General features: G+C 65.4%; 22 protein-coding genes. 11 read left to right on the forward strand and 11 right to left on the reverse strand.

The window, feature by feature from the left end; all coding sequences use genetic code 11:
* Window positions 1-13 precede the first annotated feature (13 nt).
* Window positions 14-2,143, reverse strand: a complete 2,130-nt coding sequence (locus GYH26_RS08600; RefSeq protein ID WP_174238461.1) for an alpha-ketoacid dehydrogenase subunit alpha/beta — start codon at window positions 2,141-2,143, stop codon at window positions 14-16.
* Between the two features lie 6 nt (window positions 2,144-2,149).
* On the reverse strand, window positions 2,150-2,929 hold the full coding sequence (locus GYH26_RS08605) for an enoyl-CoA hydratase/isomerase family protein (protein ID WP_242006339.1): 780 nt from the start codon (window positions 2,927-2,929) through the stop codon (window positions 2,150-2,152).
* Window positions 2,930-3,111: 182 nt separating this feature from the next.
* Between GYH26_RS08605 and paaG the strand changes: the two genes are divergently transcribed.
* The 8 genes from paaG (at window position 3,112) to GYH26_RS08645 (ending at window position 10,758) form a co-directional block, all read left to right on the forward strand.
* Window positions 3,112-3,903, forward strand: a complete 792-nt coding sequence (gene paaG / locus GYH26_RS08610) for a 2-(1,2-epoxy-1,2-dihydrophenyl)acetyl-CoA isomerase PaaG (protein WP_161541297.1) — start codon at window positions 3,112-3,114, stop codon at window positions 3,901-3,903.
* 3 nt (window positions 3,904-3,906) lie between these two features.
* Window positions 3,907-5,103 (forward strand): 3-hydroxyacyl-CoA dehydrogenase NAD-binding domain-containing protein, encoded by a 1,197-nt coding sequence (locus tag GYH26_RS08615; RefSeq protein ID WP_161541298.1) that lies wholly within the window; start codon window positions 3,907-3,909, stop codon window positions 5,101-5,103.
* 27 nt (window positions 5,104-5,130) lie between these two features.
* Window positions 5,131-5,571 (forward strand): PaaI family thioesterase, encoded by a 441-nt coding sequence (locus tag GYH26_RS08620; RefSeq protein WP_161541299.1) that lies wholly within the window; start codon window positions 5,131-5,133, stop codon window positions 5,569-5,571.
* A 51-nt stretch (window positions 5,572-5,622) separates the two neighbouring features.
* The gene (gene pcaF, locus GYH26_RS08625) at window positions 5,623-6,831 is read left to right on the forward strand and encodes a 3-oxoadipyl-CoA thiolase (RefSeq protein ID WP_161541300.1); all 1,209 of its coding nucleotides are present in this window, start codon (window positions 5,623-5,625) and stop codon (window positions 6,829-6,831) included.
* A gap of 12 nt (window positions 6,832-6,843) precedes the next feature.
* Window positions 6,844-7,458, forward strand: a complete 615-nt coding sequence (locus GYH26_RS08630) for a transferase hexapeptide repeat family protein (RefSeq protein ID WP_161541301.1) — start codon at window positions 6,844-6,846, stop codon at window positions 7,456-7,458.
* 35 nt (window positions 7,459-7,493) lie between these two features.
* Window positions 7,494-9,566: a phenylacetic acid degradation bifunctional protein PaaZ gene (paaZ, locus tag GYH26_RS08635; protein ID WP_161541302.1), complete on the forward strand. Its 2,073-nt coding sequence runs from the start codon at window positions 7,494-7,496 to the stop codon at window positions 9,564-9,566.
* Window positions 9,567-9,706: 140 nt separating this feature from the next.
* Window positions 9,707-10,261 carry a hypothetical protein gene (locus GYH26_RS08640; RefSeq protein WP_161541303.1) on the forward strand — a complete coding sequence of 185 codons (555 nt, stop codon included), beginning with the start codon at window positions 9,707-9,709 and terminating at the stop codon, window positions 10,259-10,261.
* Window positions 10,262-10,338: 77 nt separating this feature from the next.
* On the forward strand, window positions 10,339-10,758 hold the full coding sequence (locus GYH26_RS08645; protein ID WP_161541304.1) for a YbaN family protein: 420 nt from the start codon (window positions 10,339-10,341) through the stop codon (window positions 10,756-10,758).
* Here the strand turns inward: GYH26_RS08645 and GYH26_RS08650 are convergent.
* The 8 genes from GYH26_RS08650 to GYH26_RS08685 all read right to left on the reverse strand — a co-directional run bounded on the left by GYH26_RS08650 (window position 10,755) and on the right by GYH26_RS08685 (window position 19,430).
* Window positions 10,755-12,191 (reverse strand): polysaccharide deacetylase family protein, encoded by a 1,437-nt coding sequence (locus GYH26_RS08650; protein ID WP_161541305.1) that lies wholly within the window; start codon window positions 12,189-12,191, stop codon window positions 10,755-10,757. The two genes, GYH26_RS08645 and GYH26_RS08650, sit on opposite strands and share 4 nt — an antisense overlap.
* A gap of 13 nt (window positions 12,192-12,204) precedes the next feature.
* The gene (alaS, locus tag GYH26_RS08655) at window positions 12,205-15,066 is read right to left on the reverse strand and encodes an alanine--tRNA ligase (RefSeq protein ID WP_161541306.1); all 2,862 of its coding nucleotides are present in this window, start codon (window positions 15,064-15,066) and stop codon (window positions 12,205-12,207) included.
* Between the two features lie 324 nt (window positions 15,067-15,390).
* Window positions 15,391-16,380, reverse strand: coding sequence for a 6-bladed beta-propeller (locus GYH26_RS08660; protein ID WP_161541307.1), 990 nt, complete (start codon window positions 16,378-16,380; stop codon window positions 15,391-15,393).
* 22 nt (window positions 16,381-16,402) lie between these two features.
* Window positions 16,403-16,786 (reverse strand): type VII toxin-antitoxin system MntA family adenylyltransferase antitoxin, encoded by a 384-nt coding sequence (mntA, locus tag GYH26_RS08665; RefSeq protein ID WP_242006343.1) that lies wholly within the window; start codon window positions 16,784-16,786, stop codon window positions 16,403-16,405.
* Window positions 16,787-16,896: 110 nt separating this feature from the next.
* A complete protein-coding gene (locus GYH26_RS08670; RefSeq protein WP_161541308.1) occupies window positions 16,897-18,582 on the reverse strand; it encodes a cbb3-type cytochrome c oxidase subunit I in 1,686 nt (561 codons plus the stop codon).
* Window positions 18,583-18,585: 3 nt separating this feature from the next.
* Complete coding sequence (locus tag GYH26_RS08675; RefSeq protein WP_012844063.1) at window positions 18,586-19,053, reverse strand: cytochrome c oxidase subunit II; 468 nt, start codon at window positions 19,051-19,053, stop codon at window positions 18,586-18,588.
* 4 nt (window positions 19,054-19,057) lie between these two features.
* Window positions 19,058-19,201: a cytochrome c oxidase subunit 2A gene (locus tag GYH26_RS08680; RefSeq protein ID WP_012844064.1), complete on the reverse strand. Its 144-nt coding sequence runs from the start codon at window positions 19,199-19,201 to the stop codon at window positions 19,058-19,060.
* Between the two features lie 31 nt (window positions 19,202-19,232).
* Window positions 19,233-19,430, reverse strand: a complete 198-nt coding sequence (locus GYH26_RS08685; RefSeq protein WP_242006344.1) for a hypothetical protein — start codon at window positions 19,428-19,430, stop codon at window positions 19,233-19,235.
* 286 nt (window positions 19,431-19,716) lie between these two features.
* Here GYH26_RS08685 and GYH26_RS08690 point away from each other — a divergent pair, with 286 nt between their 5' ends.
* On the forward strand, window positions 19,717-21,027 hold the full coding sequence (locus tag GYH26_RS08690) for a carboxypeptidase regulatory-like domain-containing protein (protein ID WP_161541309.1): 1,311 nt from the start codon (window positions 19,717-19,719) through the stop codon (window positions 21,025-21,027).
* Window positions 21,028-21,112: 85 nt separating this feature from the next.
* Here GYH26_RS08690 and metG read toward each other — a convergent pair whose 3' ends face one another.
* Window positions 21,113-23,212 (reverse strand): methionine--tRNA ligase, encoded by a 2,100-nt coding sequence (gene metG / locus GYH26_RS08695; protein WP_161541310.1) that lies wholly within the window; start codon window positions 23,210-23,212, stop codon window positions 21,113-21,115.
* Window positions 23,213-23,351: 139 nt separating this feature from the next.
* On the opposite strand from metG, the gene hisB reads away from it, so the two are divergent.
* Window positions 23,352-23,960: an imidazoleglycerol-phosphate dehydratase HisB gene (hisB, locus tag GYH26_RS08700; RefSeq protein WP_014066828.1), complete on the forward strand. Its 609-nt coding sequence runs from the start codon at window positions 23,352-23,354 to the stop codon at window positions 23,958-23,960.
* A complete protein-coding gene (gene proC / locus GYH26_RS08705; protein ID WP_012844068.1) occupies window positions 23,957-24,802 on the forward strand; it encodes a pyrroline-5-carboxylate reductase in 846 nt (281 codons plus the stop codon). Before hisB ends, proC begins: the two co-directional genes overlap by 4 nt.

Below are 24,802 nucleotides of genomic sequence, written 5' to 3' on the forward strand. Positions count from 1 at the left end.
GTTTGTTTACGGCTCAAAAAGTGACCAGCGCCTGCATGGCCTCGGCAATCTGCGACACCCCCGGCACGGTGGCATCGAGCAGCTGGGGGTTGTAGGGAATCGGAATGTCCGGGACGGCCACCCGCTCGACGGGCGCATCCAGGTAGGTGAAGGCGTCGCGGGCCAGCACGGCGGCAATCTCCGCGCCGAAGCCGGCCGTGAGCGTGTCTTCGTGCACGATCAGGCACCGATTGGTCTTCTGGACCGAATGCAGCACGGCCGCCCGGTCCCAGGGCCGCAGCGTGCGCAGGTCGATGATCTCGGCGTCGATGCCCGTTTCCCGAGCCGCTTCTTCGCAGCGATGCACCATGGCGCCCCAGGTGACCACGGTGAGCGCCTCGCCGGAACGGACGATCCGGGCACGTCCGAACGGCAACACGAAGTCGTCGCCGGGATAGGGACGCCGGGCGGCCGGATGGTCCAGCAGCAGCCGGTGCTCGAAGAAGATGGTGGGATCGAGCGCCCGCATGGCGGCCCGGAGCAGCCCGACGGCGTCCTCGGCATTCGACGGATAGGCCACCTGCCAGCCGATTGCGTGTACCCAGCGCACTTCGTCGGAAACGCTGTGCCAGGGATCGCCCACGCGGGCAAGCCCGCCGGGCATGCGCACCACGATCGGTGCGGCAAAGCGGTTGGCCGTGCGCCAGCGGATCGTACCGCAGTTGTTGAGCTGCTCGGTGGCCGGATCGGCGTATTTCCGAAACTGAATCTCGGCCACCGGCATCAACCCGGCCAGCGCCATGCCGACGGCCCGTCCGACAATGCCCTCCTCGGACAGGCTGGTGTCGAACACGCGCGCTTCGCCGAACTCCTCCTGCAGTCCGAGCGTGGCCGTGTGCACGCCCCCTTTTTTGCCCACGTCTTCGCCGAAGACCACCACGCGCGGATTGGTGCGCAGCTCGTGGGCCAGCGTCCGACGAATCGCCTCCACCATGTTGATGCGCGGCGGCTCCGGCCGGGGTCGGTCGGTGCCCTGCGGAAGCACCACACCTTCCGGGGCCATACCGCCGGCCTGCTGAAGCTCCGGCGTGCCGTCGGGTCCCACCTCGGCGAAGACGTAGCGGGTCACCCGGGACGGATCCGGGTCCGGACGAGCAAGCGCCGCCTCCAGGGCTGCCTCCACCTCGCGGGCCACCTCCACCTCCAGCTCGGCCCACGCCTCGGGCGACAGCAGCGAAGGCACCAGAAACGCCCGGAGTGCCGGGAGGGGATCATGTGCCCGTTCGGCCTCCAGCACCTCCGGCGGCTTGTAGGCCTGGTTGTCGTGGCCGGAGTGGCCCGAAAGCCGGGGCATTGTCAGGCGCAACAGCACTGGTCCGTCGCCGCCCCGCACACGGCGCACCGCTTCGTGCAGCAGCCGGGCGGCCTCCTCCGGCTGCGTGCCGTCGCCGTCAAGCACCTGCAGGCTCTCGAACGCCGCCAGATTTTTCGCGATGTTGCCGCCCGGCGTCTGCAGTTCGCGCGGGACCGAAATGGCGTAGCCGTTGTCCTCGATGTAGAAGAGCACGGGAAGTCGGAGCGTCGTGGCGATGTTCAGCGCGGCCCAGAAGCCGTTGGTCGCCACCGAGCCCTCGCCGCCGTGCACCACGGCCAGCGCGCCCCGGTAGGCGTCCTCCTGAAGCACGTCGCGCCGGTAGCAGATGGCCTGCGCCCAGCCGACGCCCGGCGTGTACTGCGAGCCCACGTCGCCCGCCATGGGCAACACGGTGGGACCATTGCGGCCGGGAAGGTTGCAGACCACCCCCACGTCGCGGCCGTCGCTGTAGGCGCCCGCCTTGCCCAGCGAGGCGGCCAGCGCTTCTTCGGGCGAGACGCCCAGCGCCAGCATCAGCGGCCGCGAGCGGTAGTAGGTGCTGACGCCGTCCTTCGGGTGCGTCAGGAGCTGCCCGAGCAGGACCTGCGCCAGCTCGTGCCCCTTCGCCGAAAACTGATACCGCACCCTGCGCTCGGGCAGCAGACGCGTCTCCTCCAGTTCATCGAGATAGCGTGAGGTCAGCACCAGACGGGCCACGCGCAGCCAGTCGAAGGTCGCCTCCGGCGCAGCGGCCGGTGAACTCCTGCGCGTTTTGCGCCGGGTGGTCGCAGTGCGGTTTTTCCCTCGCATCACATCTCAGGATTTACGGGCACGCCGACGCTCCAGGAAGGCGGTCATGCGCCGGTACTTCTCTTCATCCTCGAAGAGGACGGCCTGCATGAGCGTCTCCAGGGTCAGCGCGGCGTCGGTGCTCATCTCGGCGGTGGCGTTCAGCGCCATCTTGGCGAAGCGCACGGCCAGCGGACTTGCCTCGGCGATCTCCGCGGCCAGCGCCCGTGCTTTTGCCAGCACCTCGTCGTCCGGCACCACGTAGTTGACCAGGCCAATCGCGAGTGCTTCCGAAGCATCGAGGATACGTCCGGTAAAAATCAGCTCGCGCGCCTTGCCCATGCCCACCAGACGCGGCAGCCGGTAGGTGGCCCCGGCGCCCGGAATGATGCCCAGCCGGACTTCGGGCTGACCGAAGCGGGCGCTCTCGCCGGCCACACGCAGATCACAGGCCATGGCCAGCTCGCACCCGCCGCCCAGCGCCCACCCCCGCACGGCCGCAATGGTCGGTACCGGAAACTGCTCGATCTCCCGAAACAGGCTGTTGTTGATGCGCTGCAGCGCTTCGGCCCGTCCGCGCTCCCGGAGTTCGGCAATGTCGGCTCCGCTGACGAACGCCTGTCCGCCGGCTCCGGTGAAGATCAACGCGCGCACATCGTCCCGGCCGGCCAGTTGCTCGAGCAACCGGCGCACCTCCCGCACCATCTCCAGGTTGAGCGCATTACGCACCTCCGGGCGGTTGAAGGTGCAGCATACGATGCCCCGGTCGTCCTCTTCGACCAGCAGCGTGGCAAACGAATCGGTCATAGGCATCTCCATCTGGAAGCGCTTCTATTATACCAAACCGCCGGGACCTTCTTCAAGCCAATCCGAGAGGCCGGGCAATTTTCGAACGGCATTCGTACACGCACGAACCCCGGAGGGACTTTCCGTTCTGGGTGGCCTTTTCATAAGTTTGCTTCGGAACCGCTTTCAAACCGAATGCTGCCATGAACTACCAGTTCATTCGCTACGAAGTCACGGATGGCGTTGCCACGCTGACGCTGAACCGGCCGGATGTGCTCAACAGCTTCCACCGGCCCATGGCCGATGAAACGATCGATGCGCTCCGGCGGGCCGCCGACGATCCGGCCGTCCGCGCCGTCGTGCTGACAGGCGCCGGCCGGGCCTTCTGCGCGGGACAGGACCTGCAGGCCGTGCTGCCCCGCGAAGGTGAGCCGGCGCCGGACCTCGGCGAAATCGTCCGCGCCCAGTACAACCCGATCGTCCGGCTCATCCGCCACACCGAGAAACCGTTTGTGGCCGCCGTCAACGGCGCGGCCGCCGGGGCCGGTGCCAACATTGCGCTGGCCTGCGACTTCGTGGTGGCCGCCGAAAACGCCGCCTTTATTCAGGCGTTTGCGCGCATCGGACTGATTCCCGACAGCGGCGGCACCTTTCTGCTGCCCCGTCTGGTCGGGCTGGCCCGGGCCACGGCCCTGATGATGCTGGCCGAAAAGCTTCCGGCCACCGAGGCGCACACCATGGGACTCATCTACCGGGTATGTCCGGCCGACCGCCTGATGGACGAGGCGATGACGCTGGCGCGTCGCCTGGCTGCAATGCCCACCCGGGCGCTGGGCATGATCAAACGGGCGCTGAACCGCACCTTCACGAATGATCTGGATGCCCAGCTCGAACTGGAAGCCGAGCTGCAGGCCGAAGCCGGCCGCACCCACGACTATCAGGAAGGCGTGGCCGCCTTTCTGGAAAAGCGCACTCCGGTCTTTCAGGGACGATAAGCCATGACGCAACCGCTCACCACCGCCACGCCAATCGGCGTCGTCGGTGCCGGCACCATGGGACGCGGCATTGCTCAGGTGGCCGCCACCGTTGGCCACCCGGTCCTGCTTCACGACAGCAATCCCCGGGCACTCGAAGACGCCCGCGCCTACCTGACGCGCATTCTGGGACGGCTCGTGGAGAAAGGCAAACTGCCCCCCGGGCGGGATGCCGAAATCCTGGGCCGTATTTCGTTCATACGCGACGAACTGCAGCCGCTGGCCTCCTGCGGGCTGATCATCGAAGCCATTATCGAGGAGCTGGCGGCGAAACAGACCCTTTTTGCGCAACTGGAGCGCCTGGTGGCGCCCGAAGCCATCCTGGCCACCAACACCTCGTCGCTCTCGGTGACGGCCATTGCCGCCGCCTGTGAGCGTCCGGAGCGCGTGCTCGGGTTGCACTTTTTCAACCCGGCGCCGCTGATGCCACTCGTCGAAGTGGTGCCCGGGGTGGCCACCGCCGCCGAAGTGGTCGCGCAGGCCCGCGCCCTGATGGAGACCTGGGGCAAATCGCCGGTCGTCGCCCGCGACACGCCGGGCTTCATTGTCAACCGGGTGGCGCGTCCGTTCTACGGCGAGGCGCTGCGCATCCTGGAGGAAGGGATCGCCGACGTGCCCACCATCGACTGGGCCATGCGCACGATCGGCGGCTTCCGGATGGGGCCCTTCGAACTGATGGACCTGATCGGGAACGACATCAACTTCCGGGTGACCGAAACGCTCTGGAAAGCCTTCTTCTACGAACCGCGCTACCGGCCCTCGTTTACGCAACAGCGCATGGTCGAGGCGGGACGACTGGGCCGCAAAACCGGTCTCGGCTTCTACGACTACCGGGAAGGCGCCACCAACCCGGAGCCCACCACCGATCCGGCACTCGGCGAGCGCATCTTCCGGCGCATTCTGTCCATGTTGATCAACGAAGCCGTCGATGCCGTCTTCTGGCGCGTGGCCTCGCCGGCCGACATTGACCGGGCCATGCAACTGGGCGTAAACTATCCGAAGGGCCTGCTGCACTGGGCCGACGAACTGGGCCTGGAGACCGTGCTGGGCTGGATGGAAGCACTCTACGATACCTATCGGGAAGATCGCTACCGCCCCAGCCCGCTCTTTCGCCAGATGATCGAACGAGGGGCCCGTTTTTTTGAAGAAGCCTCCTCCTGACGTAATCGAACCAAACGTAAGCGCCGTATGCCTGCCGAAACTCACGACGAAACCACCACGCAACGCGCCCGCCAGATTGTGGATCAGATGATGGCGCACGATGCCTTCAGCCAGTGGCTGGGCATCGAAGTGCTGGAGGTTGCGCCGGGCCGGGCCGTCGTGCGCATGACCGTGCGTCCGGAAATGCTCAACGGCTTTGCCGTGGCGCATGGCGGGATCGCTTTCGCCCTGGCCGACAGTGCGCTGGCCTTCGCCTCGAACACCTGCGGCCTGGTGACCATGACGCTGGAAAGCTCGATCTTTTTTGCCACGCCCGTTCGCGCCGGTGACGTGCTCACGGCCACGGCCGAGGAGGTGTCGGCCGGCAACCGCGTGGCGCTCTACGACGTGGTGGTCACGCGCGCCGACGGCACCCGCGTGGCCTTCGTGCGCGGCACCGTCTACCGCACGAAACAGGCCCACGCCTGATCCGTTTCTTCGGAAGCGCTTTCTATTCCATCGAAAAACCTCCCCTGTTGTATGCGGGACGCCTATATCATCGACGGCGTGCGGACGCCCATCGGCCGCCTGGGCGGCGCCCTGGCCACCGTCCGGGCCGACGACCTGGCCGCCCACGTGCTGCGCGCCCTGCTGGATCGCCACCCCGAACTCGACCCGGCCGCCATCGACGACGTGTACATGGGCTGCGCCAACCAGGCCGGTGAAGACAACCGCAACGTGGCCCGCATGGCACTGCTGCTGGCCGACCTGCCCCCCAGTGTGCCGGGGGTCACGATCAACCGACTCTGCGCCTCCGGCATGAGCGCCGTGGTGGAAGCCGCCCGCGCCATCCGGGCAGGCGACGGCGACCTCTACCTGGCCGGCGGCATCGAACACATGACGCGCGCGCCCTTCGTGCTCTCCAAAGCCAGCCGCCCCTTCGGGCGCGACGTCGAACTCTACGACACGAGCCTGGGCTGGCGCTTCGTCCATCCGAAAATGGAAGCCCGCTACGGCGCCGAGCCCATGGGCTGCACCGCCGAAAACCTCGTGGAACGGTACGGCATCGCCCGTGAGGATCAGGATCTGTTCGCCTACCGCTCCCACAAAAAGGCGGCCGCTGCCCGCGAGCAAGGGCGCTTCGCGCTGGAGATCGTACCCGTCGAAGCCCCCCAGCCCAAAGGCCCGCCCCGGCTGGTAAAAGACGACGAGCACATTCGCCCGGACACCACGCTCGAAGCGCTCGCCAAGCTACCGCCCGTCTTCCGCAAAGGGGGCACCGTGACGGCAGGCAATTCCTCCGGCCTCAACGACGGCGCCTGCGCGCTGCTGCTGGCCTCGGAAGAGGCCGTCCGCCGCTTCAACCTGAAGCCGAAGGCCCGCATCGTTAGCGCGGCCGTCGTCGGTGTGGAGCCGCGCATCATGGGCATTGGACCGGTCGAAGCCGCCCGCCGCGCCCTCCGACAGGCCGGCCTGAGTTTAGACGATCTGGATGTCATCGAACTCAACGAAGCCTTTGCCGCCCAGGTGCTGGCCTGCACGCGGCAATGGGGTCTGGCCGACGACGACCCGCGCCTGAATCCCAACGGCGGCGCCATTGCACTTGGCCACCCGCTGGGCATGTCGGGCGCCCGACTGATCCTGACGGCCACCGTCGAGCTGGAGCAACGACAGGCCCGCTACGCGCTCTGTACGCTCTGCGTGGGCGTCGGACAGGGGATGGCGACCGTGATCGAACGCATTGCTTAACCAAAAACTGCCATGGCCAACATCTTCGAATTTGAAGGCTTTCGCCCCGTCATCCACGAAAGTGCCTTCATTCATCCCAACGCGACGGTGATCGGCAACGTCATCATCGGCCGCAACGTGTACGTGGCCGCCGGTGCCGTCATCCGGGGCGACTGGGGCGAGATCATTATCGAGGACGGCTGCAACGTGCAGGAAAACTGCGTCATCCACATGTTTCCCGGCGTGACCGTCCACCTGGAAGAATCCGCGCACATCGGCCACGGCGCCATCATCCACGGCGCCCGGATCGGCCGCAATGCGCTGGTGGGCATGAATGCTGTCGTCATGGACCATGCCGTGGTAGGCGCGGGGAGCATCGTGGGGGCGCTGACGCTGGTACCGGAGCGCATGGAAATCCCCGAGCGCAAGATCGCCGTGGGCGTTCCGGCCCGCATCGTGGGCGACGTGAGCGACGAGCGCCTGGCCTGGAAGACGGCCGGCACCCGGCTCTATCAGCAGCTTCCGGAGCAATTGCGCCGGAGCCTGCGGCCCTGCGAGCCCCTGCGTGAAGTGCCGCCCGACCGCCCGAAAATGGAAGCCATCTACAAGACGTTTCGCGAAACGCTGGCCGAACAGCAAGCGCGCTGAAACGCCTCCCTCAGAACCAACCCGCAAGAAATGCCATGGAAACGACCGTCTATCTCGGCAAGGTGCAGAGCTTTGCACAGGGACGCTGGCACACGCCTTCGGGCGAAGGCCGCCCTGTGTACCATGCGGTCACCGGCGAACCCATCGCCGAGATCTCCAGCGAAGGGCTGGACTTCAAAGGCATGCTGGACTACGCCCGCACCGTGGGCGGCCCCGGGCTCCGCCAGATGACCTTCCACGAACGCGCCCGCATGCTCAAGGCACTAGCCCTCTATCTCAACGAACACAGGGCCGAGCTGTACGAACTGTCGCGGGCTACCGGCGCCACGAAGCAGGACGCCTGGCTCGACATCGACGGCGGCATCGGAACGTTTTTCGTCTATGCCAGCAAAGGCCGTCGCGAGCTGCCCGACGAACGCTTCCTGCTCGAAGGCGAACCCGAACGCATCTCGCGCGGTGGGACTTTTCTGGGCCACCATCTGCTCGTGCCGCTCGAAGGTGTGGCCGTCCACATCAACGCCTTCAACTTCCCCTGCTGGGGCATGCTGGAAAAACTGGCCCCCACGTTCCTGGCCGGCATGCCCGCCATCGTCAAGCCGGCTTCGGTTACGGCCTACGTGGCCGAGCGGGTCGTCCGCCTCATGCTCGAATCGGGGATCCTGCCCGAAGGTGCCCTCCAGCTCATCTGCGGCGGCGTGGGCGACCTGTTCGAGCACCTGACCGGCCAGGACGTCGTGACCTTTACGGGATCGGCCGAAACCGGTCTGCGGCTGAAGTCGCACCCCACCATCCTGCGCGAAGCGGTGCGCTTCAACATGGAGGCCGACTCGCTCAACTTCTCCATGCTCGGCCCTGACGTCACGCCCGACATGCCGGAGTTCGAGCTGTTCATCAACGAGGTGGTCCGGGAAATGACGATCAAGACGGGCCAGCGATGCACGGCGATTCGCCGCACGCTGGTACCGGCCGACCGGGTCGATGCCGTGCTCGAAGCGCTCATCAGCCGCCTGCGCGAAGTGGTGGTGGGCGACCCGGCCAACGAGCGCGTCCAGATGGGACCGCTCGTGAGCCGCGATCAGGTGGCCGAGGTGCAGGCGCGCCTGCAGGAGCTGGCCACGGCCGGTGAGATCGTCTGCGGCCGCGACGGCTTTACCGTGGTGGATGCCGATCCCGAACGCGGCGCCTTCTTCCCGCCGACGCTGCTTTACTGCGCCCACCCCTTCGAGCATACGGCCCCGCACGAAGTGGAGGCCTTCGGGCCGGTCAACACGGTCATGCCCTACGGAGACCTGGACGAAGCCATCCGGCTGGCCCGCATGGGACGCGGAAGCCTGGTCGGCTCGCTGGTGACGGCCGATCCGGACGTGGCCCGCACGGTCGTGTTCGGCACGGCACCTTACCACGGCCGCCTGCTGATCCTCAACCGGGAATGCGCAAAAGAAAACACCGGCCACGGCTCGCCGCTGCCCCATCTGATACACGGTGGACCCGGCCGCGCGGGCGGCGGCGAAGAGATGGGCGGCATCCGCGGCCTCTATCGCTACATGCAGCGCACCGCAATCCAGGGCTCGCCCGACATGCTGACGGCCATCGGCAACCAGTGGATGCCCGGCGCTTCGCGACCGGAGGCCGACGTACACCCCTTCCGCAAGTACTTCGATGAGCTGCGCATCGGCGAAACCTACACGACCGCCCGACGCACCGTCACCGAGGCCGACATCGTCAACTTTGCGGGCGTCAGCGGCGACTTCTTCTATGCGCACATGGACGAACTGGCCGCACGCGAAAGTGACGTCTTCCAGGGACGCGTGGCGCACGGCTACTTCGTGCTCTCGGCCGCGGCCGGCCTGTTCGTCGATCCGCGTCCGGGTCCGGTGCTGGCCAACTACGGCCTGGAAAACCTGCGCTTCACGAAGCCGGTCCGCCCGGGCGATACGATCCAGGCCCGGCTGACGGTAAAGCAGAAAATCCCGCGCGAAGCCCGCGAAGGCGAGCGACCCAGTGGCGTCGTCCGCTGGCACGTGGATGTGACAAACCAGGACGACGAGCTGGTCGCCACCTACGACATCCTGACGCTGGTGGCCCGCCGCCCCGAGCCGGAAGCCTGAGAGGTCATCCCCCGCCATGCGCGGCTACAGGGCCCGCATGGCGGGGGTAAATTTTTCGGATCTGGACGGTTGCGTAACAAGATCCGTTTGAACCCGGAGGGATTCGCGTCGTAAATTTCTGTGGAAGCTCTTCCGACGCGATGACGGACCTCCTTTTTGAAGACCTGCAGATGCTCCGGCATCTTCGCCGGCGGGCGGCATGGACGGTGGTCGTTGCCGCGGTCGGCTTCGTGGGCGGTCTGGTGCTGCTGAGCGCGTTCAGTCGTCATCGCATCGCGGATCTCTCCGTGGCCGGACTTCTCTGCCTGGTGTGGGGTAGCCTGACGGCCTGGGCAGCGCTGCGGCTCTATCGCCTCCAGCATCAGGTCTGGCGTCTGCGGCTTTCCGAAACCGGAATGACCGGGTACGACTATGGTCGCCATGCCTGGACGATCGACTGGGTGCATGTCGATCGTCTGAACCTGACCGACGAAGGGCTGCGTGTGGAAACGTTCGACGGTCGGCACCTGCTCGTCCCGAACTGGCACGCCGATTTTTCCGCACTCGGCCATGCGCTGCTCGACTACGCGGAGCATCTCGGCTGCCCCCTTTACCTGAATGGCCGACCTTTTGAATCCGTCGATCTGCGCACGCTGCTGCCCCTGCCGCCCGAAGTGGCCGTGCCGACCGACTCGCCGCGCCAGCCCTCCCGTTAAACGGCAACGAAAAGCGCCTTCGAGGGGAAACGCCGGGTTGTTCAGGGCGTAGGGACCTCTCGATCCTCAATTCCGCGATGTATCCGGCCATGCGGCTTCTTCGACTCGGCGGCGGACTGCTCTGCACCGGCCTGGGCTTTCTGGGCATCGTGCTGCCTGTGCTGCCGGCCACGCCGTTCTTTCTGCTGGCCGCCTACTTTTTTGCCCGGAGCAGCCCGCGCCTCGAGCAATGGCTGCTGGATCTGCCCCGGATTGGCCCCTCGATCCGCGCCTATCGCGCCGGTCTCGGCATCCCTCGCCGCACCAAGTGGTGGGCGACGGCAATCATCGTCGTTTCGATTCTGCTGAGCGCCTGGCGCCTGCCCGTGCCGGCCGCCCGGGTGCTGGTGATCGCGCTCGGCGCCATCGGCATCTGGTACATCCACCGACGCGTCCCCACCCGCGAAGACGTGCTGGCCCGACGCGATCCGAACGATCTACCCGACCTGCCCGGCTAACGCCAATTTTTGATCGCCGATTGCAGATCGGCGATGAAGGCGCCCTTTGCGCTGGCCTGCTGCAGCGTCCGCTCGAAGTGGGCACCCCAGCCGGGAAAGTCGCGCTCGTCCCAGAGCGTGTTGTGCCAGAGCGCCACGCACACGCCTCCATAGCGTCGACAGGCTTCGAGCAGCGTCTCGGTTGCACGGAGCGCTTCGTCCGCTCCCAGCTCGCGCCGCACGAACAGCACCGACTCCATGACGGCCAGTGGCATTTCCCAGAGTGGCAGCGGCGCGTTGGCCGCTACGTCGAAGAGCTGAAACGGCAGGCAGGTGCCCCGCCGGAATCCTTCGTGATCGGACCAGCCCAGCGTGCTGTCGATCCGGAAGCCGGCCGTGGCCAGGATCCGCGGCGTCGTCGGTTCGATCCAGCGGAGATAGTGCGTGCGCACCGACAGCGGCGGACGGTCCAGCAGGGCCGCCAGACGATCGCGCTCGCGCCTCAGGTGTCCGAGATGCAGGGCGGCGTGGTAGCTTGGATGCAGACCGACTTCCATTCCGGCCGCCTGCAGTGCTTCGATCCACCGGCGCGCGGTTCGCCCGAGCGGATAGCCCACGTCATGGGCGCTCGTGGCCCCGGCTTTGAAGAAAAAAGTGCCTGTTCCGAGTGGCTGGAGTTGCGCGACAATGCGCCGAAAAGCCCGACGAAACGGATCCGGGCGCCCGAGCATTTCGCCGGTCACCCCGAGCAGCCGCTTCAGGCGGGCGCCCGGCGATTGGCGCGAAAGGTTTCGGAACGGGTACAGAAAAAACTCCCGATACAGGATGCCCGGCCGCCACTTGCGGAGGTAGTCGATGTCGATCGTCGGGCAGAGCGCCCAGGGCTGTCCGTGCCAGCGACGCGGCCGCACCGGCACCCCTCGCTGCCCCAGCATCCGGGCCAGTGCCGCGCGGGTGGCCTCGACGGGCGGTTGCGTGGCGATGCCCAGTCTGGCCTGCAGCGAATCGGCAAAGCGTGCGCGGCCGTGCTCGTCGCGCGCCCGGTTCGTGTGTTCCTGCCAGCCTGCCAGCCAGAAAAAAACGGAAGCGACCGGGTCGTCGGCCGAGCCGTCCGGGTGCCCGAACAGCGCCGGCCAGCACTCCGTGCCGTTCCACCGCCAGCGGACGCGCGCGGCCGCATAGGGCACGCCGGCGGCGAAATAAGCCGGTATCGTCTCATGAAGCGGGAGCGCCAGCACACCGTCTGGCCATCCCTTGGCAACCGGCCCGTAGTAGATGCCCGTGCCCAGCGCCTTCAGCGATGGACGATCGACCCAGCGCGGCGCCCAGCCCAGCGGCAGCAGCAGCATCCGGAGCGCATAGGCCGCCTTCGGGAGCCAGTCCGCCGGCCCTTCCACACAGCAGGGCAGGTAGCCGAGCGTCGGAGCAGGATCGAAGGGCGCGGGACCGGCCATACGGGACGTGCGCTCAGCCTACCATCTGCTGCACCAGACGCGGCACGGCCTCGAGCGCCTCGCGGAGCTTTTCGGGCTGACGTCCGCCCGCCGTGGCCAGCGTCGGACGCCCGCCGCCGCCACCGCCCACGATCCGGGCCACCTGGCCGACCAGCCGCCCGGCTTCCAGTCCGCGCGCGACCACATCGTCGGTCACCGCCGCCGCCAGATAGACCTTCTGCTTTTCCGGATCGGTCGTGCCCAGCACGGCCACCCCTTCGCGGCCGAGCTGGTCCCGAAGCGCCTGCGCCAGCTCGCGCAGCTCGTCCATCGAGAGCGCCTCCAGCTGACCTGTCACCACACGCAGGCCGTTCACGCGGTGCGCCTGCTCGACGAGCTCTGCCAGCCTGGCCTTCTGCTGCTCCCGCCGGAGCGCCGCCAGCTCCTTCTCCAGCCGCCGCTGTTCCTCCAGCAGCGCCGCGATCTCCTCATCCAGCGGCCGCTGCAGGCTCTTGAACTGCGTGCGCGCCTGCTCCAGCTCGGTGAGCTGGCGATTGATCCAGTCGAGCGCGTCCTGGCCGGCCAGCGCCTCCACGCGCCGGATGCCCGAAGCGACCGACCCTTCGGAGATGATCCGGAAGACGCCCAGCTCGCCGGTGGCCGCCACGTGCGTGCCGCCGCAGAGCTCCATGGAGAAGTTCGGGTCGAACGTGATCACGCGCACGCGATCGCCGTACTTTTCGCCGAAGAGTGCCATGGCGCCCCGGGCGATGGCCTCCTCGTAAGGCACGTCGCGCTCCTCGATGCGGGGCACGTTGCGCTGGATGACCTCGTTGACACGGGCTTCGATCTGGCGCAGTAGCTCGGGCGTCACGCGCTCGAAGTGGCTGAAGTCGAAGCGCAGACGGTCGGGCGCCACGAGCGAGCCCTTCTGCTGCACGTGCGTGCCCAGGATCTCGCGCAGCGCGGCATGCAGCAGGTGCGTGGCCGTGTGGTGCTTTTCGATCCGCTTGCGACGCGCCGCATCCACGATAGCCTCGACCGGCGCGTCCAGCTCCTTCGGAAGCCGATCCACGTAATGGACGATGTGCTCGCCGAGCTTCTGCGTATCGAGCACGCGGATCTCCTCGTCGCCCACGCGTAGCACGCCAGTATCGCCCACCTGGCCACCGCTCTCCGCGTAGAAGGGCGTCTGGTCGAGCACCAGCTCGTGCCGGGGCCCTTCGGGCGTCTGGACCGTGCGCACGGCCCGGATGCGGGCATCCTCGACACGCGTCGTGTCGTAGCCCACGAACACCGAGTCCTCGCCTTCGCTGACGCGCTTCCAGCCGGCCTCCTCTTCGTCGGCCGTCAGCACCGCGGCGCCGAAGGTCGAGGCCGCGCGGGCCCGCTCGCGCTGGCGCTGCATCAGCTCCTCGTAGCGGGCCATATCGACGCCCAGCCCCTCCTCGCGGGCCATGAGCTGCGTCAGGTCGATCGGGAAGCCGTAGGTGTCGTGCAGCAGGAAGGCCACCTCGCCGGGCACGTTCTTCTCCGCCGCACTCTTCAGGAACGCCTCGACGATGGCCTCACGGTCGGACGTGTCCACGTACGCCTTCTGAAGCAGGTCGAGCGCCTGGCTGTCGCGCAGCAGGTCGGCCCGGATCGCCTCGATCGGACGTCCCTCGGCGGCCGCCTTCAGGTAGGGTAGCAGACGCTCGAAGAAGGCCAGCCCGGTGCCCAGCGTGGCCAGGAAGCTTTCCTCCTCGGCTTTGATGACGCGCTCCACGTAGGCGCGGTGCCGTTCGATCTCCGGAAAGACGCGGCCCATCTTGTGGGCCAGCGGCTCGACCAGCCGGTGCAGGAAGGGCTCGCGAAAGCCAAGCGTCTGGTAGCCATAGCGAACGGCCCGCCGCAGGATGCGCCGGATGACGTAGCCGCGGCCCGTATTGCCCGGCACCACGCCGTCGGCAATGGCAAAGGCGATGGCGCGAATGTGGTCGGCCACCACGCGCAGCGCCACACGGATGCGCTCACGCTCCCGCTCGTCCGCAACGCGAATGTCGTCGTAGCCGCGCACCTCGTCGCGCGGCGAGAGTTCGGCCGCCCGCTGCAGAATCGGCGCGAACAGGTCCGTGTCGTAGTTCGAGGTCTTCCCCTGGAGCACGGCCACGATGCGCTCCAGGCCCATGCCCGTATCGACGTGCTTCGCCTTGAGCGGCTCCAGGCGACCGTCCGGGAGCGCGTTGTACTGAATAAAGACGAGGTTCCAGATCTCGATCACCCGTGGATCATCGGCGTTGATCAGCTCGATGCCCGGCACACGCCGCCGCTCCTCGTCGGGCCGCAGGTCGATGTGGATCTCGCTGCAGGGGCCGCACGGACCCGTGTCGCCCATCATCCAGAAGTTGTCCTTCGTCGGACAGAACTTGATGTGCGACGGATCGATGGACGTTTCCGATTTCCAGAGTTCGGCCGCCTCGACGTCGGGCTCCAGCCCCAGCGCCTCGTCCCCTTCGTGGACGGTCGCGTAGAGCCGGTCGGGGTCCAGTCCCCAGCGCTCGACGAGCAGCTCCCAGGCCCAGCGGATGGCCTCCCGCTTGAAGTAGTCGCCGAAGCTCCAGTTGCCCAGCATCTCGAAGAAGGTGTGGTGGTAGGTGTCGTGCCCCACCTCTTCGAGGTCGTTGTGCTTGCCCGAAACGCGCAGGCACTTCTGCGTATTGGCCGCCCGCTTGTAAGGCCGGGTGCCGATGCCCAGAAACACATCCTTGAACTGGTTCATCCCCGCGTTGGTGAACAGCAGCGTCGGGTCGTTCTGCGGCACCAGCGGCGCGCTGGGGACGATCTCGTGCCCCTTCTCCCGGAAGAAATCCAGAAACGACTGACGAATCTGCTCGGACGATTTATAGGTGCTCATGGGCTGCGTTTCCTCGCGCTGATGGCCATTGTTCAAGCCGAAAGGAAACGCTGCATCCTCCGCCGAAGTGCCCGTCGGTCTCACCGCTCCTTACAACCTTCCCTTATATGGGATCGCTGATTTACTGGTGCATGAGGGGCCACACCCCATGTGACGGACGTGATCCGACGGGTATGATCGGGCGGACACAGTGGTCCGTCCCTACGGGATGGGGAAAACGTCAGGGATCTGCAGGGGCGCACCGCTGTGTGCGCCCGTGCTTTCTCACATGCACCATGATTTTCCAGAAATCGTATCACAGCCACCGTTGAGCTTTTATCCCGCTCAACGTTGTCTCAGGCGAAGCACAGTGACAAGCGTGTCATCCAGCACATATACGTGATTTCCTGCTAACAGCGCTCCAAGAGGAGCGTTGGCTACTTCTATCGAGTGCAGGTATTGCCCTTCTGGCAGGAGATAGGTATCGATGAAAAGCCGCCGAACGGGTTGCTTGTACGCCGTATGGACACGGAGTTGGTTCTTTTCGACAAAGATGTCTCGGTTCAGCGTGTCAGAATCAGGTGCGATATAAAGCCGTCCTTCCGAACGATCTTCAACACGTGGCGCCGGCAAAGGCCGCTCGTCGAGCAATGGGAATCGGCCCCGAAGCGTTCCAGTCGTATCAAAGATGAACGCATATCCTGCCATCAGCGGCACAAAAACAAAGGCGGTGTCGCCCAGACTGGCAAGCTGACCGGACATCCCGATCTTCTTCGCATACTGCCGGTCGGTCACGATTCCGAAACGACGGTAAAAACGACCGGAGGTGTCGTATTGTGCGAACAGCTCCTCGAAGGGCCCTAATCCGAGTACAACAAGGTAGGGTCCAACCTGCACAATCCGCAAAGGATGTATCTCCGGTACCTGAACCTCCCCAAGATACCGTCCCGTCGCTACATCAAAATGCAAAATGCGCCGCTGACGAACATCGGCAATCCAGAGATTGTTTTCGTGGATCGAGAAATCTACGATCGATTGCAATTCACCCGGTCCCTGGCCTCGCGCACCCCCGTAACGTTTCATGAACTTCCCGTTCGAATCGAATTTTTTGATGGACAGGTCACCTTGATCGGCCACGTACAGCGCATGGTCATACATCTTGAAAAGCAGGGCATCATAGAGAACCACATCACCGCCGTGGCCGATCCAGCCGATCGTATCCTGTGCTACAGCGATAAGAGAACGGGCAGCCTCGTGCCGTGCTGGCCGCACCCACCACAGCACGAGGCCGGCCAGAACGACCAGCAGTAACCCGGCAAAAATTCTTTTGCGCATACACAAACCGCTTATGCAAGTGCTACTGCGCGCCCATCCGCAGCCCCCGTTGCAGCAGGATCATGGCGTCTTCGTAGGCGCGGGCGACGTACACGACGAAGTCGAGTGTGCGCTCGCGGTCGCGGCACCAGACTTCCCGGCCCGAGATCGCCTCGAACTGCAGGAACGGATGGGCCTCGTTGAGCACCACCAGATCGATGGCGTCCACGCCGGTAGCTTCCTGCAGACAGGCCCGCAGCTCGGCCAGTGCATCCCAGGCATAGGGATCCTCCACCAGCACGCCGATGTCCAGGTCGCCGCCCGGCCGCACCGTCCCCTCCCGGGCCGAGCCGAACACCCACCCGGCCAGCACGTCCGGATCGCGGGCCAGAACCCGTCCGATCGCCTCGAAATCAACCGCCGGCATGGCTTTTCGGACGCTGCAATACCTGCTTTACCCCGTGTATAGAAGGCTGTTTCAAAACAAAACGGGGCGAGCCCGGAAGCCCGCCCCGCCGTTTTCAAGTCCGGGTCAACTCAGAAAATCCGGAAGCCCGGCGAAACGTAATTGGGTGGCAGGTAGCTCAGGAAGAACGGTCCGTAGGCGATCACGATCAGGATGATCGCCACGATCACCCAGAAGCCGATCCGGTCCAGGCGGGTTGCCCAGCCGTTTTTGGCCGGCTCGATGAGCGTTTCAGACCAGGGAATGTCCTTCGGCGCCTCGCCGGCCCTGCCCTTCCAGACGGTCATGGCAATCACCACGAAGAACAGCGCGATGCCCACGAACATGAGCGTGCCGCCCACGCCAGTCAGGATGCGGCCCACGAGCCAGTCGGGATCCATGTAGGGCGCCTGCGCAAGGAACGTCCGACGCGGCATGCCCTCCAGACCGGCCGAGATCATCCCACGCGCAAAGATCAGCAGGCCGATCGTGTAAATCCAGTTCGAAGCCAAGGCCACCTTGCGTCCCCAGAGCTTGCGGCCCGTCAGGTAGGGCACCATCCAGTAGGCCACGCCCATGAACGTCATGGCGACGGCGCTTCCGACCGTCATGTGGAAGTGCCCGGGCACCCAGGTCGTGTTGTGAACGACCTGGTTCATCGTGAACGAGGCGTTGATCAGGCCCGTGATGCCGCCGAAGACGAACGTGATCATGGCCAGCAACTGGGCCGAGAGCGACGGATCGCCCCAGGGGAGCTTCGGAATCCAGCCCAGCAGGCCCCGGCCGCCGTGCGCCCGGCCGCCCATTTCCAGCGAGGCCATCACGCTGAAGGCCGTGATCAGGCTCGGGAAGAACACGCCGAAGGTCAGGATGGCGTGGACGAACTTGAACCCTTCGTGGATGCCGGGGTCCGTGTACTGGTGGTGAAAGCCCGTCGGGATCGACAGCAGCAGGAAGAGAATGAACACCAGCCGCGTGAGCGAATCGCTGACCACCTTACCGCCCGCCTGGCGCGGCACCAGTGCATACCACGACACGTAGGCCGGCAGCAGCCAGGCGTACACGATGGCGTGGCCGGTGAACCAGAAGAGCGTACGCGTCAGCAGCGGATCGGTCCGCTCTACCCAGCCGAACGACCAGGGAATCAGGAAAAACAGAAACTCAACGGCAATGGGAAGCGAGGCCAGAAACCACATCACGTAGGAGACGATCGAGATGTGGGCAAGCAGCGGCATGCGCACACCTGGATTTTCCCGCTTCCAGCCCCGCCAGGTCAGCAGCATGTTCAGCAGGGCCAGCCAGGTGCTGATCACGACGAAAACCAGCCCCACGTAATAGGTCCAGTGCGCCTGCAGCGGCGCGTACGAGGTGTAAAGCACGCTGGCCTTGTTCGTGACCACCGCGTAGATCACGAGCAGGTTGCCCAGCACCAGCGTGCCGAAGCTGGCCCAGAGCAGCCGTTCGTCCAGGCGACGCGAGAGCGCCCGCGCCACCATGAGCGGCAGAAAGGCGTTTGCAAAAGAGAACGTGAAGATGATGGCGTTGGCCACGCCGTGGGCCGTCAGGCCCTGGTAGTAGCTGCGCAGGGCCGGAAAGAAACTCAGAATGTTGATGCCCGCGTACGAGAGGGCCTGAGCCAGTCCGTGAAAGATGCCGGCCGTCAGCGCCGCATAGCCCACGTACAGCGTCCAGCGCAGCAGGCGGCGCTGCGTTTCGGGCAGCGTAAACGGGGTCGGATCGGCCACGACCGGCGTCGAGGCTGCAATGTGCTCTGCCATGGCTTATTCCACAATGATTTTTCCGTACATGTTGTGATGCCCGGCGCCACAGTATTCGTGGCAGATGATCAGGTACTCGCCCGGCTTGCGGAACCGGTAGGTCAGGCGCGAGATCTGGCCGGGGATGAGCATCATGTTGACGCGCGTGCCCTCGATGTGAAAGCCGTGAATCACATCGAAGGTCGTCGCGATGAAGTTCAGCTCGGCCCCGACCGGCACGCGGATCTCGGTAGGATGAAAGCGCCAGGCCTGACCGATAATGACCACATCGTACTGGTTGGGTCCGGTCTGGTGAACCCCCGGATTGTCGAAGGGCGGCGTCGTGAAAACCTTGCCGGGCTCGATCTCGCCGGCGCGTCCGGGCAGGTGAATGCCCATGGCCACCGTGGCATAGACGAGCGCGGCCATACACAGCACCAGCAGCACGCCGCCCAGCGCCATAAAGGCCCGTTCGTAGGTGTGTACTTTCATAGCCTCACCGGTTTAGCAGCAGATAGTAGACGATCACCCAGAAACCCACGACCATTGCCAGAAAGATCATGGTCAGAAAGAGCGTGCCCCGCACATCAGGCTCTTCCGGCGGTGCAGTCTGACTCCCTTTGGGTTGCTGTTCGGCCATAGCTCCCGTCCCATTTTGTTGTTGATTGGATTCAGCTCCCTGCCTCCATCCAGCGCTGCGTCTGCCGTCCCAACCACCGCAGCCAGACAACGAAGACCACCAGCAACGGCAGCGAGATCAGCAGGCGCGTCGGATTCACATGGAGCGCCAGCAACTGGTTGAGCGTCTCCCACAGATAGGCCACCACGGGCACCCCCAGCAACACGACCAGCCCCATCCGCACCATCATGCCCCCTACAGAGGGTTTTGAAATCTCTGTCATAACAACTACATGGTTTGTTTTATTTCCTAATAGAAGGGCTTTAAATCCGAAAAAGCAAGCCTCCCTTTGTAAAGAAATTGCGACGCGCTGTTTATTTCGACGCGAACAATGAAAAGATTTTACACCATGTGCATAAAATGCGCACCCCTGCTGTATAAACGCCCTTAACGGCCTCCTTCTGAGGCTGGCATGGGCTTTGACGTACAACTTTCCTGTAATCACACCCCAAAACCAAACCGGTAAAAGAAGTCCTATGTGGTGGAAAAAAAGCATTGCATTGTTTTCGGCATTGTTGCTGGTGCTGGCGCTGAGCGGATGCGATGGCGATAGTGGCACGGCTACCGTACGCGTGCAGGGACGCGTCACGGACAATCAGGGGTATGGCGGTGCTCAGGAGGCGTCCAAGCAGGCCGCTCCGGCCCCACAGGCAGCTGTGGAAGGGGCCGTCGTCACGGCCGCGCGCGTTCAGGGCAACGGTAGCCTGCAGCCCCTGGATGGGCAGGTACAGACCGATGCTTCCGGGAATTTCACGCTGGACGTGGCCGCCCAGACCGGCGACGTGCTGATGCTCCGCGCTGAAAAGGACAACTTCCGTTCGGCGGTGCTCGTGACAGTCAATGTCGCCGGCGGCGGCACGGTTCGCGCCATGCCGATGACGGCCGAGTCGAAGGCGGAAGCGGAGGTGTATGTGGCCGTGCGTGAACAGGACGACAATGCGCGCGAAGACGCAGAGGATGCGACGCCGGCGCAGGTGTCGGTCTACGTGACGGCCGATCTGGCGGCTCAGCTTCAGGCCGGCGGCATCACGGCTGCCCAGGTGGCCGCTGCGATGCAGCAGGCGGCGCGCGCCGAAGCGGCATTCGTCAACCGGACGGGTGCTTCCCTGGAGGCCCTGGCGCAGGCACGGCAGCGCCAGCAGGCCGCCTGGCTCAACCTGCAGCAGGCACTCTATGCGGCGGGCAGCGCTCAGGCTGAAGCCGAGGCAATGACCGCGTTTGAGCAGGCTTTTGTGGAGGCCTATGCGGAAGCGGGGATCTCGGCCGAAGCCCGGGCCAAACTGCTGCAGACGGCGCGCCTGGCCGTTACGCACCTGGCGGCCAGCGGCAATGCCACCGCTCGGTTTGCCCTGCGTAAGCAGGCCGAAATCCTGAGCGCCCTGGCTACCTCGGCCGCCATCGAAGCCGCTTTTGAGGCCGAAGGGGCCACGCAGGCACGTATGGATTCGCTACGGCAGGCGCGCATGCAATGGCTGGCTTCGCTGCGGGCTGCCGCTTCCACCAGTGCCATCGAGCAGGCCCGCGCACAGTACAGCAGCGTGGTCGAAGCAGCCCTGGCCGCCTCGCTGGGTATCAGCACAGAAGCGCTGGCCAACGTGAAAGCGTCGCTCCAGACCGCTGTTAACGCACTACAGATGGCTCTTTCCATCGCCGGCTCAGCAACAGCAGTCGCCGAAGCCTCCGTTGCCTTCTACAGCAGTGCTGAAGGCACGATCAACAGCTCGCTGCAGGGCAACGCCCGCGCCGGACTGGCAGCAACGGTTCTGACGCTGCTCAGTGTCAACTGAGCCGACGCGCAGCGACGCTACCCAAAAGGGGCCGGCCAAGGAAGGCCGGCCCCTTTTTCTATTCTCTGGTCTGCATGCCGCTTTTTCACCGCACCACGGCGCCGGGCTCGCTCTCGGCCGTGACGGGCACCAGGCGGCCCTCTCGATCCTCGGCCATGAGCAGCATGCCCTGGCTCTCGAGCCCCATCATCTTGCGGGGTTTCAGGTTGGCCACCACCACCACACGTCGCCCCTCCAGGTCTTCGGGCGCCATCTGCTCGGCCACCCCGGCCAGAATCTGGCGCTTTTCAAAGCCCAGGTCCACTTCCAGTCGCAGCAGCTTTTTAGATTTTGGCACGCGCTCGGCTTTTTCGACGCGTCCTACCCGAAGGTCCAGGCGCTCGAAGTCGTCGTAGACGATCTCCGGCTTGAGCGGCGCGTACGGCGGCCCGTCGGTCTTTGCGGCCGCCTGCTGCGCCCGCGCTTCCAGACGGGCAATCTGCCGTTCGATCACTTCATCCTCGATCTTGGTAAACAGAATCTCCGGCCGACCGATTTCGTGGCCTTCGGGCAGAAGCGGCCGGGCGGCGTCGTCCCAGCCCAGCGCCCCCTCCCCATCCGGCGTGCTGGGCCGCACACCTTCCAGCCGGAGCATTTCGCGCAGCCGCGCAGCGGCAAACGGCAACACCGGCTCCATCAGAATGCCGAGCGCTGCGCAGATCTGCAGCGAGACGTGGATCGTGTTGGCGCAGGCCTGCGGATCGGTCTTGCGCGTGTGCCAGGGTTCGGTATCGTTGAAGTACTTGTTGCCCAGCCGGGCCAGGTTCATCGTCTCCTGCACGGCTTCCCGGAAGCGGAACTGCTCGTAGGCCGAGCCGATGCGCTCCGGGAAGGTGGCCAGCTCCCGGAGCACCTCCTCGTCCACCGATCGCGGATTGCGCAGCGGCGGCACCCGCCCTTCGGCAAACCGCTGCGCGAAGGTCAGCGTGCGGTGCACGAAGTTGCCCAGGATGTCGGCCAGCTCCGCATTGACGCGCTGCTGAAACTCCTTCCAGCTGAAGTCCGCGTCGCGCGTCTCCGGCAGCATGGTTGCCAGCGCATAGCGGAGCAGGTCCGGCGGAAACTCCTCCAGGTATTCGTGGAGCCAGACGGCCCAGCCGCGGCTGGTCGAGAGCTTGCGCCCTTCCAGGTTCAGAAACTCGTTGGCCGGCACGTTGTCGGGCAGCACGAATTCGCCATGCGCCATGAGCATGGCGGGAAACATCAGGCAGTGAAAGACGATGTTGTCTTTCCCGATGAAATGAATCAGCCGCGTGCGCTCGTCCTGCCAGTAGCGCCGCCAGGCTTCGGGGTCGCCTTTCTGCTGCGCCCACTCGCGCGTGGCCGAGATGTAGCCGATGGGTGCGTCGAACCAGACGTAGAGCACCTTGCCTTCGGCCGGGACGCCATGCCGACGGGCCACGTCTTCGGGTACCGGCACGCCCCAGGGGATGTCGCGCGTGACGGCCCGGTCGCGCAGCCCCTGCTGGAGCCAGCTCCGCACCTGTCCCAGCACGTTCGGCTTCCACTCCGGATGCGTGGCGATCCAGACCTCGAGCTTCGGCTGAAAGTCGCCCAGCGGCAGGTACCAGTGCGTGGTCTCCCGCAGCTCGGGCGTGGCGTTCGAGAGCACGCTGCGTGGGTTGATCAGGTCGGTCGGGCTCAGCGACGAACCGCAGCGCTCGCACTGATCGCCGTAGGCGTCTTCGTAGCCACAGATCGGACAGGTGCCACGCACGAACCGGTCGGCCAGAAAGATGCCGGCCTCCGGGTCGTAGAGCTGCTTTTCGGTTTTCAGTTTGAAAACGCCTTTTTCGTCCAGCCGCCGGAAGAAGTCCTGGCTCGTTTCGAAATGCACGGGCGAAGTCGTGCGCCCGTAGTAATCGAAGCTCATCCCGAAGCGGGCGAAGCTGTCGCGGATCATCGGGTGATAGCGATCCACGATGGCCTGGGGAGTGGTGCCCTCTTCGAGCGCCCGCATCAGGATGGCCACGCCCAGTTCGTCCGATCCGCAGATGAACAGCACGTCGCGGCCCTTGAGGCGCTGGTAGCGGCAGTACAGATCGGCCGGCAGGTAGGCCCCGGCCAGATGGCCGATGTGAATGGGACCGTTCGCATAAGGCAGGGCCGCCGTTACCAGAATGCGGTCGAATCGGGTTTCGTCCATACGAAGTTTCGTTTTTTGAGAAAATCGCCGAATTCCGAAATCTACCGTAGCGTAGCGCTTCAAACTTTAAGAAATTTGCACTGCACGCGCGGCGTGCAAACAGTGCGTAGCGAAACGCCCCAATCAGCCTTTCGGTTCGATGGCTGCCACGCCGACTTTTATGCCCCGCACGGCTTCCCGTCGCCGCACTACCGGCGAAACCGATGTCGAGGTCTCGCTCACGCTCGACGGTACCGGCCGCTCCGACTGCCAGACCGGCGTCGGGTTTCTGGACCACATGCTGACGCTGTGGGCGCACCACGGCGGCTTCGACCTTGCCGTCCGCTGCCAGGGCGATCTGCACGTGGACGAGCACCACTCGGTTGAGGACGTGGCGATCACGCTGGGCCAGACCTTTGCCGAAGCGCTGGGCGACAAGGCCTACATTGCCCGCTACGGTCACGCCTACGTGCCGATGGACGAGACGCTGGCCCGGGCCGTCGTGGACCTTTCCGGCCGCTTTTACTTTGTGTTTGCGGCCGACTTCGATCGGCCCACGGTCGGTGATCTGGCCACTGAGCTGGTCTCGCACTTCTGGTATTCCTTTGCGGAACAGGTGCGCTGTAACCTCCATATTCAGGTGCTCTACGGCCAGAACACGCACCATAAGATCGAAGCCATTTTCAAAGCCGTTGCGCGCGCACTGCGCGAGGCCGTGCGGCGCGACGTGCAATTCGGTTCGGTACGCTCAACCAAAGGGGTCCTATGAGCACAGCCCTGCAACTGGCCAATCAGACGATTGCCATCATCGGCGCCGGCAACATCGGCCGTGCTTTGATCGGCGGCCTGCTGCGCGGCCACGAACTGGCTCCCGAGCAGATCCGCGCCACGCGGCGCAATCCGGCTGCCCTCGAAGCGCTGCAGGAGGAATTTCCGGGCATCCAGACCACCACGAACAACCTGCTGGCCGTGCGCGACGCAACGCTGGTGGTGCTGGCCGTCAAGCCGCAGAACGCCCGGGAAGTGATCGAGGAAATCCGGGCGCACGTGCAGCCCGAAGCGCTGATCCTCTCGGTGCTGGCGGGCCTGACGACGGCCACCATTGAGCGGCTTTTCGGGCGGCCGCTGCCGATCGTGCGGGCCATGCCCAACACGCCCGCGCTCGTCGATGAAGGCGCCACGGCGCTGGCGGCCGGCGCCCATGCCCGGCCCGAACACCTGGAGCTCTGCCGCCAGATTTTCGAGGCGGTCGGCAAGGTCGAGATCGTGCCCGAGTACCTGATGGACGCCGTCACGGGCCTTTCCGGAAGCGGTCCGGCCTACGTGTTCATGTTCATCGAAGCGCTGACCGACGCGGGCGTCAAGCAGGGCCTGCCTCGCCCGGTCGCCTTCCGGCTGGCGGCACAGACCGTCTACGGCGCGGCCAAGCTCGTGCTGGAAACCGGTCGCCACCCGGCCATCCTGCGCGACGAGGTCACCACGCCGGGCGGTACGGCCATTGCGGCCGTGGCCGAACTCGAAGCGCATGGCCTGCGCACCATGCTGATCAACGCCGTCGCCACGGCCACGCGCCGCTCCCAGGAGCTGAGCCAGCTCAACAACCACGACTGA

It is taken from the genome of Rhodothermus marinus, from assembly GCF_009936275.1.
GTDB classification, from domain to species: Bacteria; Bacteroidota; Rhodothermia; order Rhodothermales; family Rhodothermaceae; genus Rhodothermus; species Rhodothermus marinus_A.